The organism is Streptomyces sp. ICN903 (assembly GCF_022015835.1).
Taxonomy (GTDB): Bacteria; Actinomycetota; Actinomycetes; order Streptomycetales; family Streptomycetaceae; genus Streptomyces; species Streptomyces fenghuangensis.
In genome coordinates this window covers 13,500-27,838 of sequence record NZ_JAKMAY010000039.1, presented here as the reverse complement: position 1 = coordinate 27,838, position 14,339 = coordinate 13,500, and the positions used below count along the sequence as shown (strand labels likewise).

Sequence of the window (14,339 nt, the reverse complement as noted above, 5' to 3'; positions counted from 1 at the left end):
GGGAGGGGGCGAAGCCTGCCGCCTGCCGGTGCCGCCCGGCCGGCGCCGTGCCCTCCGGCTCGTCCACCGCCCATGCCGGGCGTGCCGGGCCGGCACGGTGGTCCGGCACGGGCGCCGTGTGGACCGGGTGCACCGTCCTGAGCGTCATGGTGGCGTCGACCGCTTCCGTCGCGTCCACGTCGTGGTTCACGTGGTGGTTTCCGTTCTGTCTCGCTGTCGCGTCCGCTTCGTCCGCCCGCCGCTCCCCGGCCCGCAGGAGGCCGCGGGCCCCGCGGGCACCGGCCCCGCAGGGCTCAACTCCGCTGTGCGACCAGTCCGCCGAGGGAGTCGTGCCGTATCCGGTCGGAGGGGATCCCCACCCCCACCAGCGCTTCCAGCCCGCTGCGGATCATCCCCGGCGGGCCGGACAGATAGCCGTCGAAGGCGTGCCACGGCCCGCCCTGCCGTACCGCGTCCGGAAGCCGGCCGGTGATCCCGCCCGACGGCCCCTCGACCACCGGGCGGACCGACAGCCAAGACAGCCTCCGCTCCATCTCGCGCAGAGTGTCCAGGTCGTACAGGTCCAGATCGCTGCGGGCGCCGTAGAACACCTCCACCGGGCGGGCGCGGCCGTGCCCGGCGACGTCCTCGACCAGCGCCTTGATGGGCGCGATGCCCGTGCTGCCGCCCAGGCAGAGCAGGCCGTTGCCGCAGGAGTGGTCCACCGTCATCGAACCGGCCGGCCCGCCCAGCCGCACCACGTCGCCGGGGCGGGCCCGGTGGACGAGCGCGCGCGAGACCCAGCCCGCGGGCACCGCCTTGACGTGGAAGACCAGCAGCCCGTCCGAGCGCGGGGCGCAGGCCAGGGAGTACTGCCGCCACACCTTCGGCCACCAGGGCGTCTCGACACTGGCGTACTGGCCGGCCAGGAACGGATAGGGCTGGTCCGGCCGGACGGTGATGACGGCGATGTCGGAGGTGCGCATCTCGTGCGAGACCACCTCGGCGTGCCACAGCGCCGGCGCCCTGCGCTCGTCCTCGGCCGCGGCGTCGATCATGATCTGGGAGATGGCCGTGTAGGCGCGCACCCAGGCGGCCTCCGCCTCCTCGCCCCAGGTGCGCGGGGCGTAGCGGGCCAGCGCGTCGATCAGGCACTCGCCGACGGCGGGGTAGTGCTCGGGTCGGGTGCCGTACTTGCGGTGGCCGCGGCCGAGATGGGAGAGGTACTCCACCAGCGTGCGGCGCTCGTCGATCAGTCCGGCGGCGGTGAGCAGCGCCTTGAACAGCCGGTCGCGCTGGGCGTCCATGGCGGCGGGGAACAGCGTGCGCACCCCCGGGTTCCGGGTGAACAGCAGGGCGTAGAAGTACGAGGTGAGCGCCTGGGAGACCGGCTCGACCTCCTCCAGGACGCGGCGTATCAGCGTCGCGTCGCGGGAGGGTTCGAAGCGCCCGTAGCCGGGGTTGGCGGTGAACTCCGGGACCGGTCCGGGCGCGGAGGGCGCGGGCCCCGGCGCGGGTACGGGCCCGGGGCGGGACGGTGGTGCCGTTCGCTCCTCTCCCCGCTTCGGCGCGAACCAGCCCCGGTCGCCGCCTCCACCACTTCCGCCGCCGGCGGTGGGCGGCCCACCGGCCGCGCGCTGGGGAGTTCCGTTGCCCGCCGACGTAGTGGCCATGGTCTGTCTCGCCTCGTACATCTTCCGATCGGTCCGGTCACTTACAGAGCGGAAACCACCTGGGCAGAGCCCCCGTTTCATCGGCCGCGGATATGCGTGAGCGGTGATACGCGGTCTCGACCATACCGGTGCACGATCGATACACAAGCCCCGGCAGGACTTCCACCGAATTCCGCGGACTCCGGCACCCCGCTGAATTGCGCTGCGCCCGCTCCCGGCGCGTACCCCCTGCGCGGAGCGGCCGGATGAAGCCTCCCCACCACGCCCACCAGCGGCGATCACCATGCCACAACTGTCGGTCGCGGCACGGGAGGCGCGGCCGGGGGCTTCTCCCCGCAGGATCCGCCACCCCGAGTCCGGCACACTCTCCATACGTTATCTTCACTTTTCCGGACACGGTCACAGAAAGCGTCGGAGAGTGTTCTGTGCGCAGTTTTCCAGAGCGGCCCGCACCCTTTCCAACCGGCTTGCGGATTCCGGCCGGACGCGCCCGGAAAAGCGGCGAAAGCGTGTACCCGGACAGTTCCGGGGTGTTCCCCGCGCCCGCGGCCGCGCCCACGGCTGCGGGCACGCGGCGGGGGAGGCGTAAACCGGTGGCCGTCCCGCCGTCCGTCGGTCAGGCTGGGCACCCGTGACGTCCGCCCACATCCGGCCCCCGGCTCCGCTTCCGCCCGTCCGCCGCCTCACCCTCGCCGATCTGCCCGCCTGCCTCGACCTCGCCGCCGACCGCGGCTGGACGCGCGAGAAGCACAAATGGCGGCTGCTGCTCACCGCGGGGCAGGGCCACGGCATCGACGCCCCCGGGGACGACCCTCGCGGCGGCCTGATCGGCGCCTGCGTCCTCACCTCCTACGGACCGCGGCCCGGCTCCCCGGACTCCCGGGCCCACACCTGCGTCGGCATGGTGCTGGTCGCCGAGCGCCACGCCCGCCGGGGCCTGGGCCGCCATCTGATGCGGCACGCGCTGGAGGAGGCCGGGGACGCCGTCGCGTTCCTGACCGCCACCTCCAACGGCCGCCCCCTCTACGAGGAGCTCGGCTTCACCACCGTCGGCACCACCGTCATGCTCACCGGCCGCCTCGCCCCCGCCCGCTCCCCGGGCCCTCCCGTCCCCGTACGCGACGCCGCCGCCGCCGATCTGCCCGCCGTACTCGCCCTGGACGCACGGGCTTTCGGCGCCGACCGCACCCATCTGATCGCCCGGCTGCCGTCCTTCGCCGACCACTTCGTCGTCGCCGCCTCCCATGCCGGCCCCGGCGGGATCGCCGGCTTCGCGGCCGCCTGGCCGAACGAGGGCACCACCGTGATCGGCCCGGTCGTCGCGGAGGACGAGACCACCGCCCGGGCCCTGATCACCGAACTCGCCTCCCGCACCGGCGGCCCGGTCCGCTACGACGCCGACCTCCACCACCGGGGGCTGGTGGACTGGCTGCGCTCGGGCGGCCTGGACGGGGACTTCACCACCACCGTGATGGTGCACGGGGCACCCGACGTCCCCGGCGACCCCGGCCTGCGGTTCGCCCCCTACTCGGTGGCGCTGGGCTGACGCCCCGGCCCCGGCCCGGGCGGGCACCCGGGCCGGGGCGCGGAGTTCACTCCGCGCGCCACCCCTGCGGATCCACACCACCCGGAACGGGCGCCTCCGGGTCGTAGGGAGCCCGGGTGAGGACGAACGTGCCCAGATCCAGATGGGTCACCTCCCCTCCCGCCCCGCGCATCACCCGCAGCGTCTCGCCCGCGTAGTAGCCGTCCAGCCCCGTCCAGGTGCCGTCCGCCTCCGGCCTAAAGCGCGAGGCCCGCCCCGCGCCGCCGACCGGGACCAGCTCCAGCGCCCGCCCCTCGCGCACCCGCAGCGCGAAGGCCGACGGCCCCCAGTACCACGGCCCCGTCAGCGCCAGCAGATCCGGACCGGCCTGCGAACGCGGACGCCACGGCTCGGGGAAGGACGGCTCGCGCTCGGCGACGATCCCCAGCAGATCGGCCGCCAGACCGCCCACCGGCAGTCCCGAGGTCGCGTTGACCAGCGCCACACTCGCCAGCCGCTCCCCGGGAGCGGTCCACACCGCCGCGAGGAAACCCGGCATGGAACCGGTGTGCCCGGCCAGCAACCGCCCGCCGGAACGCACCAGTTGCATCCCCAGCCCGTACGCCTGGTCCCAGGACTCGGCCTCCGGCGCCACCGCCGGTGTCCGCATCCGCGCCAGGCTCTCCGCGCCCAGCACCCTCTCGTCGCCCGCCGCCAGGAACGCCGCGAATCGGCACAGGTCCCCGGCCGTGGACCACAACTGCCCGGCCGGCGCCATCAGCCCGGTGTCCGCGAGCGGCTCGGGCAGCACCGCGTCCGCCCACGGATGCACGGCCCACCCCCGGGCGTACGGCTCCCGCGGCAGCGGCGTCGTACGGTCCATGCCCAGCGGACCGAGCACCTCCTCACGCAGCACCTCGTACCAGGGCGCGCCGCGCAGCCGCTCCACCAGGGAGCCCAGCAGCGCGTAGCCGAGGTTGGAGTAGTGGTGCCGCCGGCCGGCCGGATGCCGCACGGGCCGCTCGCCGAACAGGTCGGCCGGCCCGGGGCGCAGTTCGCCGGGCGTCCGCTCCCACCAGGGGCCACGCGGCTCGGCGGCCAGCCCGGCCGAGTGGGACAGCAACTGGGCGACCGTCGCCCGGGCCACCTCCTCCCCGGCCCCGGCGGGCACCTCCAGATGCTCGCCGAGCGGGTCGGACAGGTCCAGCAGCCCCTCGTCGCACAGCCGCATCACCAGCACGGCGACGAACGTCTTGGTGATCGAGCCGATCCGGTACCGGGTGTCCGCGGTCGGCCCGCCCTCCGTCTCCCCCGCCGTGCCGGGCGGGCCGACCGCACCGCCGCGCACCCCCGTCCACACCGTCCGCCCGTCCCGCACCACGGCCCCGATCGCCGACGGCACCCGGCCCTCGGCCTGGGCGACGGCCATCCTGTGGAGGAGCGCGCGACGGGTCTCCGGCAGCAGTTCTCCGTCCATGTCCGCACTGGAATCACTCATCCGCCCACTCTCCCCGGCGACACCGGCCGGGGCCAGCGTTTTCCACCGCGCCGGCCGCGGCCCCGGGCCGCAGGGGTGTGGACAACCGGTGCGGAACTTCGCACGCTTTCATGCCATTCGATCGTGTCTTCACATGTTTCGACTCGTTCTCCCGGTGAGGGGCTGCGCCATCGGGGTGACGCCCGGACGGAGGGAACAGTGATGGTGAACGAGGAAGTCCTGCTGGAGTCGAGGACACTGCGCGAGAGCGTGGCCGAACACACGGGCGCGCTGGACAAGGTGAAGGCACTCACCGTCCTCCCGGACGGGATGCATGTCACGACGCGGATGGTGGCTGATTACTTCGAGGTGGGCCTTGAAGCCGTCAAGTCTCTCGTGAAGGACCACCGTGATGAGCTCGAATCCAATGGTTACCGCCTGTTGACGGGCCAGGAACTGAGGTCCTTCAAGGACCTCAGTGGAATCAGTCCGCGCACCCGCTCCGTCGCGGTCTTCTCCCGGCGCACCGTCCTGAACGTCGCGATGCTGCTGCGCGACAGCATCGTCGCACGTCAGGTGCGTGCCTACCTGCTGGACGCCGAGCGGAACGCCCGCCCCCGGCCTGTGGAAAACCTTTTCCACATCGACCTCGACGCCCTGGACGAGCGCATCACTCGCATCAGCACCCGGACCGCGGGCCGGCTCATCGGGCAGACCATCGTCCCGATGCTGAACCACCTAATCCACGCCTCCGGCGAGCAGCGCCGGGAGCTGACCGCGATCCGCGAGGACCTCGAACGCGTCAAGCGGACCCTCCAGGAGCGAGAACTCACAGGAGCGGCGACGGCAGCGGCGACGGCCATGGACACGATGGGCCGGCGCGAGTTCGAGGACCACGTCGCCGGGCTCTGCCGCCGCGACGGATGCACCGTGACGAGCACCGGCTCCGGCAGCGGCCTGGTCACCGACCTCGTCGGGCACACCGCCGACGGGCGGCGGCTGGTGGTGCGGTGCGAGCACTCCGCACCGCACCGGGCCGTGGAGAGCGCGGCGATGTGGGAGTTCGCCGGGATGGCGAAGCTCGAACACGAGGCGGAGGTGGCCCTGTTCGTCACCACCTCCACGTTCACCCCCGCCGCACTCGGCCTCGCGGCCCGCCACGGCATCACCGCCGTGCACCGCGCACTGCTGGAGGCGTGGAGCACGGGGACGGCGCTCCAGGTGCTGCGCTGACGACCTGCACGGCCGGCAACGACCGGTGTGTGCGGTGCGACCGCGCGCGGAGGCCCGAAGTCGCAAGCGGAAGTTGCGGCTTCGGGCCTCGCGCAGTTTAGCGGCGGAAGGAGCCGGCGGGGGCTCAGAGCGCCAGTTTGAACCCCACGTGCGAGGCCGTGAAACCCAGCCGCTCGTAGAAGCGGTGGGCTTCCGCGCGGGTGGCGTCGGAGGTGAGCTGGACCAGGGCGCAGCCCAGGCGCCGCGCCTCCTCGATCGCCCACTCGATCAGCCGGGTGCCCAGACCCCCGCCGCGCTCGCCGGAGTGGACGCGCACGGCCTCGATGAGCGCACGGCTCGCACCGCGCCGCGACAGCCCGGGGATGACGGTGAGCTGGAGCGTGCCGACGACCCGGCCGTCGCGGACCGCGACGACCAGGTGCTGGTGGGGGTCGGAGGCGATCTCCGCGAACGCCTCGCGGTAGGGGGCGAGGTCACCCGGCGACTCGCGGCGGGCGCCCAGCGGGTCGTCGGCGAGCATGTCCACGATGGCCCGCAGGTCGTCCGCCGTCGCGGGGCGTATACCGAAGTCGCTCATGACCGGCACCCTATGCCGCCCCGTGCGGCGGCACCGGCCCGGTTCCGTCCGCACCTGGCCGCCCGCCGGGCCGTCCGCCGGACACGTCCGATTCCTTCAAGACCTCCGGCCCGGCGACGCCCCAACATGGCCGTATGGCACCCCGTATCGATCTCGTCGGCCTGGTCACCTCCGACATGGCCGCCTCGCTCGCGTTCTACCGCCGCCTCGGACTCGACATCCCCGCAGGCGCCGAAGAACAGCCCCATGTGGAGGCCCCGCTGCCCGGCGGCCTGCGCATCGCCTGGGACACCGTCGAGACCATCCGCTCCTTCGATCCCTCCTGGACCCCGCCCAGCGGCGGCGGCCGCGTCGAACTCGCCTTCGCCTGCGACGATCCGGCCGACGTCGACCGGCAGTACGCCGAACTGACGCGGGCCGGGTACACCGGCCACAAGGAGCCCTGGGACGCCTTCTGGGGGCAGCGGTACGCCATCGTCCTCGACCCCGACGGCAACGGGGTCTCCCTCTTCGCCCCGCTGCCGGACGGCGCGCCCGGCTCTCAGCCCTCCGGCGGGCGGCCCTCCGACAGCAGCACCGAGAGCTGAACCCCGGCCAGCGCCCTGACCTCGCGCGACAGATGCGCCTGGTCCGCGTATCCGGCACCGGCCGCGGCCGACGCCGGCGGCACGCCGCCGCGGACCAGGCGCAGAGCCCGCCGGAACCGCAGCACCCGGGCCAGGGTCTTGGGCCCGTAGCCGAAGGCCGCCAGCGAGCGGCGGTGGAGCTGCCGCTCGCTCAGCCCCACTCCGCGCGCCACCTCGGCGACGCTCACGCCGGCCCGCAGCCCGGCCGCCACCGCCGCCGTCAGCGGATCGTCCGGTGCCCGCCGCAGCCGAACCGCCGACACCTCCTCCAGCACCGCGGCCCCGCTCCGGGCACCCGCCATCCGCTCGGCCATCCGCTCGGCCAGCTCCCGCACCTCGCGCTCCGGCCAGAGCGCCTCCAGCGGCACCCGCGCGTCACGCAGCTCGTACGCCGGTACGCCCAGGACCCGCGGCCCGGTGCCGGGCGGGAAACGCAGCCCCACATAGCCGGCCCCCGGCAGGTCGTCGGTCAGCTGGGCCCTGGTGTCCGGCCCGGCCACCAGCAACCCGCCGCCCGTCCGGATCAGGTCCATGCACCCGTCCGGCAGCACCCGCGCCCGCCGCGGCCGCGCGGGGGCCTCCCGGCGCCACACCACGGCGCCGGCCACCCGCCGCGACCCCCGCTCCTCGTACAACTCGCCGGCCTCCCACCCGTGCCCGTGTCCGTCCCCCGTGCGCCGCCCGGCGGACGGGCGCGCCTCATGTACCCGGCACCGGCGGCAGCGGGCCGAGACGCCCCTCGACACGTCCGCGCAGCACCAGATACTCCTCCCAGCGACGGCGCGTCCGCCCGGCGGGCCGCTCCACCGCCCGCCCCTCGGTGACCGTCTCACCCCTGACGAACTGCTCGCGCGTCAGGTCGAGTTCGATCCCGTTCGGCAGCCGGTTCCACCAGTGGTAGCCCTCCCGCTCGACTGCGTGGAACACCTCTCCGAGCACCAGTTCGCCGCCCAGCAGATCGTTGACGACCAGGGAGGTGATGTCGCAGTGCCCCCAGGCCGGGTTGTCCGGACTCCATGCGATACGGGTGCCGTCGGACGGACAGCAGGTGTCGGCGGACCAGCTCGCGCGCAGGGCGCGGTCGATGTCCAGCAGCGTCCACGGGGTCGAGGTCATGCCGGCCAGCATCGCAGGCCCCACCGACACCGGGCCCCGGGGCGGGCACCGCGCCCGGTCAGGTCAGGTCGGGTCAGGTCGGGTCAGGTCTGGGCCATGTCCACAAAGCGCGAGTAGTGCCCCTGGAAGGCCACGGTGATCGTCGCCGTCGGGCCGTTGCGGTGCTTGGCCACGATCAGGTCCGCCTCACCCGCCCGCGGCGACTCCTTCTCGTAGGCGTCCTCGCGGTGCAGCAGGATGACCATATCGGCATCCTGTTCGATGGAGCCCGATTCGCGCAGGTCCGAGACCATCGGCTTCTTGTCGGTGCGCTGTTCGGGGCCGCGGTTGAGCTGGGAGAGCGCGATCACCGGCACCTCCAGCTCCTTGGCCAGCAGCTTGAGGTTCCGGGACATCTCCGAGACCTCCTGCTGACGGCTCTCGGGACGGCGCGAGCCGCCCGACTGCATCAGCTGGAGGTAGTCGATGACGACCAGCCGCAGGTCGTTGCGCTGCTTGAGGCGGCGGCACTTGGCGCGGATCTCCATCATCGTCAGGTTCGGCGAGTCGTCGATGTACAGCGGCGCGCCCGTGACATCGGGCATCTGGCGCGCCAGCCGGTTCCAGTCCTCGTCCGTCATGCTGCCCGACCTCATGTGGTGCAGCGCCACCCGCGCCTCGGCGGACAGCAGCCGCATCGCGATCTCGTTGCGGCCCATCTCCAGCGAGAAGATCACGCTGGGCAGGTTGTTCCTGATCGAGCAGGCCCGGGCGAAGTCCAGGGCGAGGGTGCTGTTATGCGTAGGGACCATGGAGCGGCTGCACAGGTACAGGTGGGCCGGGTTGTCGACCTGGACGCACCGTACCGGAACGGATTCGATCTCCTCCACGCTCGTGATGAACCGCTGCCCCAGCTTCGGCGTGGACGGGCGGAGGCGGTCCCGGTGTGCCTGCTGCTTGCGGCCCAGCCGGAACACCTCGTCGTCGGTGGTGAAGGTGACCGTGTAGCAGGTCGAGGATTCCTCCGATCTGCCCTTGACGCGCTTGGTCGCCATCCCGCACCGGTACCCAAGGCTCATGACCAGCTCCCGGAACCCTTCGGCGAGAGCGTGGTTGGTGACGGCGAACTGCACGGAGCCGGTGCGGGATACGGTGCCGTCAGTGTCGAGAAGCCCCGCCAGCAGTGCTCTCCGCTGGGCAACGGACCCTCGCAGGTACTCGGTGGGAATGTGCTTGTTCCCCAGCACACCCAGCTCCCGTAGAAGGACGAGGAAGCTGCCGTGCCGCCTGGTGCACGGGGCGCACCGGGGCTTGGTGAAGGGAGAGAAGCACGTGGTCCCGCAGTCGACGCAGGTGGCGTGTGGTACTGGGGCGGAAGCGGCACGCGCCCGGCCACCGCAGGATCGGCCGCAGGTACGGACATGCGCCAGCCTGGGGACGAACTCCGTGCCGCACACGGTGCAGGACCGCTTGAGGCGTTCCGGTGCGTCCACCGTCAGAGACAGAGCGTAGGTGACTTCCGTGCTGCCGACCGGGCGGGTGGTGATGCCGTCCTTCTGGACGTACTCCAAGATCTCAGGGTCCACGGTGGTCAGGCGTGCGGCGGTGCTTGAGCCGTCTCCGAGCCAGACGCCCAGGGTGTAGGGCGGGATCGGGAGTGCCCGCTCGGGCAGGTCAAGCGGAGCGGTGTTGCGCACGGAGTGGTTCGTGCGCCGGTCGGCGGTCAGGCACCGTACTGTCTCCGCGATCTCCTTCGTGGTCTTCACCGTCGCGGCTTGGTGGGCGTAGCGCCGGGAGGAGCGGGTGTCGGTGAGCCACTGGTGCTCGGCATCCGCGACAACCGTGGTTCCGTCATCGAAGGTGATCCGGTAGCACGGGCGGCCGTGCATGACGTCGGTCGCGGCGACTACGCGGGTGGGGCGCCCGTCGGCGTCGAGGAGGTCATCCCCTTCGCGGACGTCGCCCATCGTGGTCCACCCGTCAGGGGTGGGCAGCGGGGTATCGAGCGCCAGCGCCTTGCCCATCGCCGGTCTGGCCGCGATGACGATCATCTGGCCCGGGTGGAGCCCGTTGGTCAGCGAGTCCAGGTCGGTGAAGCCCGTCGGCACGCCCGACATCTGGCCGCTGCGCGAGCCGATCGCCTCGATCTCGTCGAGCGCGCCCTCCATGATGTCGGCGAGCGGGAGGTAGTCCTCCGAGGTGCGCTGCTCGGTGACGGCGTAGATCTCGGCCTGGGCCGAGTTGACGATCTCGTCCACGTCACCGTCGGCCGCGTACCCCATCTGCGTGATGCGGGTGCCCGCCTCGACCAGGCGGCGCAGGACGGCGCGTTCGTGGACGATCTCCGCGTAGTACTGGGCGTTGGCCGCGGTGGGGACGGCCTGGACCAGGGAGTGCAGGTAGCCGGGGCCGCCGACCTTGGCGATCTCGCCGCGTCTGGTCAGCTCGGCGGCGACGGTGATGGGGTCGGCCGGCTCGCCCTTGGCGTAGAGGTCGAGGACGGCCTGGTAGATCGTCTCGTGGGCCGGGCGGTAGAAGTCCTTGCCCTGGAGGGTCTCCACCACGTCCGCGATGGCGTCCTTGGACAGCAGCATGCCGCCGAGGACGGACTTCTCGGCGTCGAGGTCCTGCGGGGGGAGGCGGTCGAAGCCGCCCACCGGGCCCGAGGGCCAGGCGTCGGCGCCGCGGTCGTGGCGCTCGCCGTCGACGGCGGCGTCGCGGCTGCGGCGGGAGACCGGGAGGTGGTCTCCCGGACCGGGCCCTCCCGGGCCGGGGGCCCCGGTGGCGTATCCGGGTGCCGGGCTGTCGACGTGTTCGGACTGCGTCATCCCGCCACCTCCTCCCGTTCCTCGCGACCCGCGCCCCTCTTTCCTACGGCACGGCTCTGACACTGGGCGCGCCCACTCCCCGGCCGCGGTTCCGGCCCGCGGCAGGCCGCGGGCCGGGCGAAGAAGAGGGGAACAGCAGGCGGGCGCCGAACAACGGTAGGGCTACGGGGGCCTCCAGCCAATCCGGTTATCCACAGGGCGTGTGGATGAACGACCGCATCCTGTGGAGAACTCGGCGATTCCTGTGCACGGGGCGGGGGACGGGCCTGTGGAGAACTTGTCCGGCCGACTTTTACACAGGCTCTGAGCTGCTGTTTTCCCATCCACCGGCTGTGCAGGAGAAAAACTTCGCGACTCGCGTCAAGATCGCGACAAACGGCGCAGAGGATCTCACCCCAGGTGAGGAATGGTAATGGTCACATCTCTATTGCAACTATTACTTGTGGATGTTTGGATCGGATCATGACACACGCTCCCCCGCCGGCCGGACGCACCGCGGTACGCCGCCACGACCGCGAGATCATCGCGCTGGCGCTCCCCGCCTTCGGCGCGCTCGTCGCGGAGCCCCTGTTCGTCATGGCCGACAGCGCGATCGTGGGCCACCTGGGCACCCCTCAGCTCGCCGGGCTCGGTGTCGCGGCCACCCTGCTGACCACCGGGGTGAACGTCTTCGTCTTCCTCGCCTACGCCACCACCGCCGCCGTCGCGCGCCGCGTCGGGGCCGGCGACCTGCCCGCCGCCATCCGGCAGGGCATGGACGGGATCTGGCTGGCGCTGCTGCTCGGCGCGGCGGTGGTGGCCGCCGCGCTGCCCACCGCGCCCGCGCTCGTCGACCTGTTCGGGACGTCCGCGACCGCGGCCCCGCACGCGGTGACGTATCTGCGGATCAGCGCGCTGGGCATCCCTGCCATGCTCGTGGTCCTGGCCGCCACCGGTGTGCTGCGCGGGCTGCAGGACACCCGCACCCCGCTGTACGTGGCCGTCGGCGGCTTCTCCGCCAACGTCGTGCTCAACTTCGCCCTGGTGTACGGAGCCGGGCTGGGCATCGCCGGCTCGGCATGGGGCACGGTGATCGCGCAGTGCGCGATGGCGGCCGTCTATCTGGTGGTGGTGGTCAGGGGCGCCCGGCGGCACGGCGCCTCGCTGCGGCCGGACGCCGCCGGGATCCGGGCCAGCGGCCGGGCCGGGGCGCCGCTGCTGGTCCGCACCCTGTCACTGCGCGCCGTACTGGTGCTGGCGACCGCCGTCGCGGCGCGGCTGGGGGACGTCGAGGTGGCCGCGCACCAGATCACGCTGACCGTCTGGTCACTGCTGGCCTTCGCCCTGGACGCCATCGCCATCGCCGGGCAGGCGATCATCGGCCGCTACCTGGGCGCGGGGGACGCGGCGGGAGCGCGCGCCGCGTGCCGGCGGATGGTGCAGTGGGGGATCGCCTCGGGAGTGGTGCTGGGAGTGCTGGTGGTCGCGGCGCGCCCGCTGCTGCTGCCGCTGTTCACCCCGGACACCGCCGTACACGACCGGCTGACGCCCGCGCTGCTGGTGGTGGCGGTGACCTCGCCGGTCGCGGGGGTGGTCTTCGTGCTGGACGGGGTGCTGATGGGCGCGGGCGACGGGCCGTATCTGGCGTGGGCGGCCCTGGCGACGCTGGTGGTGTTCGCCCCGGCGGCGCTGGCGGTCCCGGCGCTGGGCGGGGGACTGACCGCGCTGTGGTGGGCGGTCGCCGGTCTGATGATGGGGATGCGGCTGGTCACCCTGTGGCTGCGGGCCCGCTCGGGCCGCTGGGTCGTCACCGGAGCGGTGCGCGCCTGAGCTGACCGCCCGGCGCGGTACGGAGCACGGCGAAGGGCCGCGGCCCCCTCGCGGGGACCGCGGCCCTTCCGGCCGTGTGCCGGGGGTGCCGTCAGGCGGCGCCGACCTCGATGCCGATCTTGGCGACGACCTCGGGGTGCAGACGCACCGAGACCCGGTGCGAGCCCAGGGTCTTGATCGGGGCGTCCAGCTCGATGCGGCGCTTGTCGACGTCCGGTCCGCCCGCGGTCTTCACCGCCGCGGCGACGTCGGCCGGGGTGACGGAGCCGAACAGGCGACCCTGGTCGCCGGCGCGGACCTTCAGGCGCACGGTGACGCCCTCGAGCCGGCCCTTGATCTCGTTGGCCTGCTCGATCGTGGCGATCTCGTGGATCTTGCGGGCGCGGCGGATCTGCTCGACGTCCTTCTCCCCGCCCTTGGTCCAGCGGATGGCGAATCCGCGGGGGAGCAGGTAGTTGCGGGCGTACCCGTCCTTCACCTCGACGATGTCGCCGGCGTTGCCGAGACCCGAGACCTCGTTGGTCAGGATGATCTTCATGAGTCGGTCATCCTTCCCTTATCGAGCGGTCGAGGTGTAGGGCAGCAGCGCCATCTCACGGCTGTTCTTCACGGCCGTGGCGACGTCACGCTGGTGCTGGGTGCAGTTGCCGGTCACGCGACGGGCACGGATCTTGCCGCGGTCGGAGATGAACTTCCGCAGCAGGTTCGTGTCCTTGTAGTCGACGTACTTGATCTTTTCCTTGCAGAACACGCAAACCTTCTTCTTCGGCTTGCGAGCAGGCGGCTTCGCCATTGTCTCTCTCCGTTTGGTTCAAGAAGTCTGTGCCTGTGAGCGCAGCCCCTCCCGGAACCCCTGGGGGTCCCTCAGAAGGGAGGCTCGTCCGAGTAGCCGCCGCCGGAACCGCCGGAGCCACCGCCCCAGCCGCCACCGCCGCCGCCCTGCTGGCCGCCGGCCGGAGCGCCGGTCGCCCACGGGTCGCCCGCGGGTGCGCCGCCGCCCTGCTGGCCGCCGCCGGGGCCGCCGCCCCAGCCGCCGCCACCGCCCTGCTGGCCGCCGCCGCGGCCGGTGGTCTTGGTGACCTTGGCCGTGGCGTTGCGCAGGCTGGCGCCGACCTCGTCGACGTCCAGCTCGTAGACCGTGCGCTTGATGCCCTCGCGGTCCTCGTAAGAGCGCTGCTTGAGCCGGCCCTGCACGATGACGCGGGTGCCCCGGGTGAGGGACTCGGCGACGTTCTCCGCCGCCTGCCGCCACACCGAGCAGGTCAGGAACAGGCTCTCGCCGTCCTTCCACTCGTTGGTCTGGCGGTCGAAGGTGCGGGGAGTGGACGCGACGCGGAACTTCGCGACCGCCGCACCGGAGGGGGTGAAGCGCAGCTCGGGGTCGTCGACCAGATTGCCGACGACCGTGATGACGGTCTCGCCTGCCATGGGTGAACCTCTCGGCGGGGTGCTGCTGGCTGCTGGTGATGCTGTGGTGCCGGTGCTTCCGGAGTGCCGGAGGCGCTACCGGTTGCCCG

14 protein-coding genes are annotated in these 14,339 nt (G+C 72.7%); 4 read left to right on the top strand and 10 right to left on the bottom strand.

Annotated features, from left to right (window positions below):
- Positions 1-190, bottom strand: a 190-nt coding sequence (locus tag L7D48_RS06570) for a hypothetical protein (protein WP_237877940.1), incomplete at its 3' end; no start/stop codon positions are given.
- Between the two features lie 103 nt (positions 191-293).
- Entirely contained in the window at positions 294-1,733 is a 1,440-nt protein-coding gene (locus tag L7D48_RS06565) for a globin domain-containing protein (protein ID WP_374491413.1), read from the bottom strand.
- A gap of 550 nt (positions 1,734-2,283) precedes the next feature.
- Between L7D48_RS06565 and L7D48_RS06560 the strand changes: the two genes are divergently transcribed.
- Positions 2,284-3,198, top strand: a complete 915-nt coding sequence (locus L7D48_RS06560) for a GNAT family N-acetyltransferase (protein WP_237877937.1) — start codon at positions 2,284-2,286, stop codon at positions 3,196-3,198.
- 46 nt (positions 3,199-3,244) lie between these two features.
- On the opposite strand, the gene L7D48_RS06555 is transcribed toward L7D48_RS06560, so the two are convergent.
- On the bottom strand, positions 3,245-4,675 hold the full coding sequence (locus tag L7D48_RS06555; RefSeq protein ID WP_237877935.1) for a serine hydrolase: 1,431 nt from the start codon (positions 4,673-4,675) through the stop codon (positions 3,245-3,247).
- Between the two features lie 201 nt (positions 4,676-4,876).
- On the opposite strand from L7D48_RS06555, the gene L7D48_RS06550 reads away from it, so the two are divergent.
- Positions 4,877-5,887 (top strand): restriction endonuclease, encoded by a 1,011-nt coding sequence (locus L7D48_RS06550; RefSeq protein WP_237877934.1) that lies wholly within the window; start codon positions 4,877-4,879, stop codon positions 5,885-5,887.
- A 124-nt stretch (positions 5,888-6,011) separates the two neighbouring features.
- Here L7D48_RS06550 and L7D48_RS06545 read toward each other — a convergent pair whose 3' ends face one another.
- Entirely contained in the window at positions 6,012-6,464 is a 453-nt protein-coding gene (locus L7D48_RS06545; RefSeq protein WP_237877933.1) for a GNAT family N-acetyltransferase, read from the bottom strand.
- Between the two features lie 134 nt (positions 6,465-6,598).
- Between L7D48_RS06545 and L7D48_RS06540 the strand changes: the two genes are divergently transcribed.
- Positions 6,599-7,051, top strand: a complete 453-nt coding sequence (locus L7D48_RS06540; RefSeq protein ID WP_237877932.1) for a VOC family protein — start codon at positions 6,599-6,601, stop codon at positions 7,049-7,051.
- Here the strand turns inward: L7D48_RS06540 and L7D48_RS06535 are convergent.
- The 3 genes from L7D48_RS06535 to dnaB form a co-directional block, all read right to left on the bottom strand.
- On the bottom strand, positions 7,006-7,725 hold the full coding sequence (locus L7D48_RS06535; RefSeq protein ID WP_237877931.1) for a helix-turn-helix domain-containing protein: 720 nt from the start codon (positions 7,723-7,725) through the stop codon (positions 7,006-7,008). The two genes, L7D48_RS06540 and L7D48_RS06535, sit on opposite strands and share 46 nt — an antisense overlap.
- 64 nt (positions 7,726-7,789) lie before the next feature.
- Complete coding sequence (locus L7D48_RS06530) at positions 7,790-8,206, bottom strand: hypothetical protein (protein WP_308312229.1); 417 nt, start codon at positions 8,204-8,206, stop codon at positions 7,790-7,792.
- Between the two features lie 83 nt (positions 8,207-8,289).
- Positions 8,290-11,013 carry a replicative DNA helicase gene (dnaB, locus tag L7D48_RS06525; protein ID WP_237877929.1) on the bottom strand — a complete coding sequence of 908 codons (2,724 nt, stop codon included), beginning with the start codon at positions 11,011-11,013 and terminating at the stop codon, positions 8,290-8,292.
- A 462-nt stretch (positions 11,014-11,475) separates the two neighbouring features.
- Here dnaB and L7D48_RS06520 point away from each other — a divergent pair, with 462 nt between their 5' ends.
- On the top strand, positions 11,476-12,822 hold the full coding sequence (locus L7D48_RS06520; protein ID WP_237877928.1) for an MATE family efflux transporter: 1,347 nt from the start codon (positions 11,476-11,478) through the stop codon (positions 12,820-12,822).
- A 91-nt stretch (positions 12,823-12,913) separates the two neighbouring features.
- On the opposite strand, the gene rplI is transcribed toward L7D48_RS06520, so the two are convergent.
- The 3 genes from rplI to L7D48_RS06505 form a co-directional block, all read right to left on the bottom strand.
- Positions 12,914-13,360: a 50S ribosomal protein L9 gene (gene rplI / locus L7D48_RS06515; protein ID WP_237877927.1), complete on the bottom strand. Its 447-nt coding sequence runs from the start codon at positions 13,358-13,360 to the stop codon at positions 12,914-12,916.
- Between the two features lie 18 nt (positions 13,361-13,378).
- Positions 13,379-13,615 carry a 30S ribosomal protein S18 gene (gene rpsR, locus L7D48_RS06510; protein WP_027765513.1) on the bottom strand — a complete coding sequence of 79 codons (237 nt, stop codon included), beginning with the start codon at positions 13,613-13,615 and terminating at the stop codon, positions 13,379-13,381.
- Between the two features lie 71 nt (positions 13,616-13,686).
- Positions 13,687-14,250, bottom strand: coding sequence for a single-stranded DNA-binding protein (locus tag L7D48_RS06505; RefSeq protein ID WP_237877926.1), 564 nt, complete (start codon positions 14,248-14,250; stop codon positions 13,687-13,689).
- Positions 14,251-14,339 lie beyond the last annotated feature (89 nt).

Excerpts from the sequence above, each read along its gene's own strand:
- L7D48_RS06520 (WP_237877928.1), top strand. The coding sequence starts at position 11,476 with ATGACACACGCTCCCCCGCCGGCCGGACGCACCGCGGTACGCCGCCAC.
- dnaB (WP_237877929.1), bottom strand. The coding sequence starts at position 11,013 with ATGACGCAGTCCGAACACGTCGACAGCCCGGCACCCGGATACGCCACC.
- L7D48_RS06530 (WP_308312229.1), bottom strand. The coding sequence starts at position 8,206 with ATGACCTCGACCCCGTGGACGCTGCTGGACATCGACCGCGCCCTGCGC.
- L7D48_RS06565 (WP_374491413.1), bottom strand. The coding sequence starts at position 1,733 with ATGAAACGGGGGCTCTGCCCAGGTGGTTTCCGCTCTGTAAGTGACCGG.
- L7D48_RS06540 (WP_237877932.1), top strand. The coding sequence starts at position 6,599 with ATGGCACCCCGTATCGATCTCGTCGGCCTGGTCACCTCCGACATGGCC.
- rplI (WP_237877927.1), bottom strand. The coding sequence starts at position 13,360 with ATGAAGATCATCCTGACCAACGAGGTCTCGGGTCTCGGCAACGCCGGC.
- rpsR (WP_027765513.1), bottom strand. The coding sequence starts at position 13,615 with ATGGCGAAGCCGCCTGCTCGCAAGCCGAAGAAGAAGGTTTGCGTGTTC.
- L7D48_RS06555 (WP_237877935.1), bottom strand. The coding sequence starts at position 4,675 with ATGAGTGATTCCAGTGCGGACATGGACGGAGAACTGCTGCCGGAGACC.
- L7D48_RS06505 (WP_237877926.1), bottom strand. The coding sequence starts at position 14,250 with ATGGCAGGCGAGACCGTCATCACGGTCGTCGGCAATCTGGTCGACGAC.
- L7D48_RS06545 (WP_237877933.1), bottom strand. The coding sequence starts at position 6,464 with ATGAGCGACTTCGGTATACGCCCCGCGACGGCGGACGACCTGCGGGCC.
- L7D48_RS06550 (WP_237877934.1), top strand. The coding sequence starts at position 4,877 with ATGGTGAACGAGGAAGTCCTGCTGGAGTCGAGGACACTGCGCGAGAGC.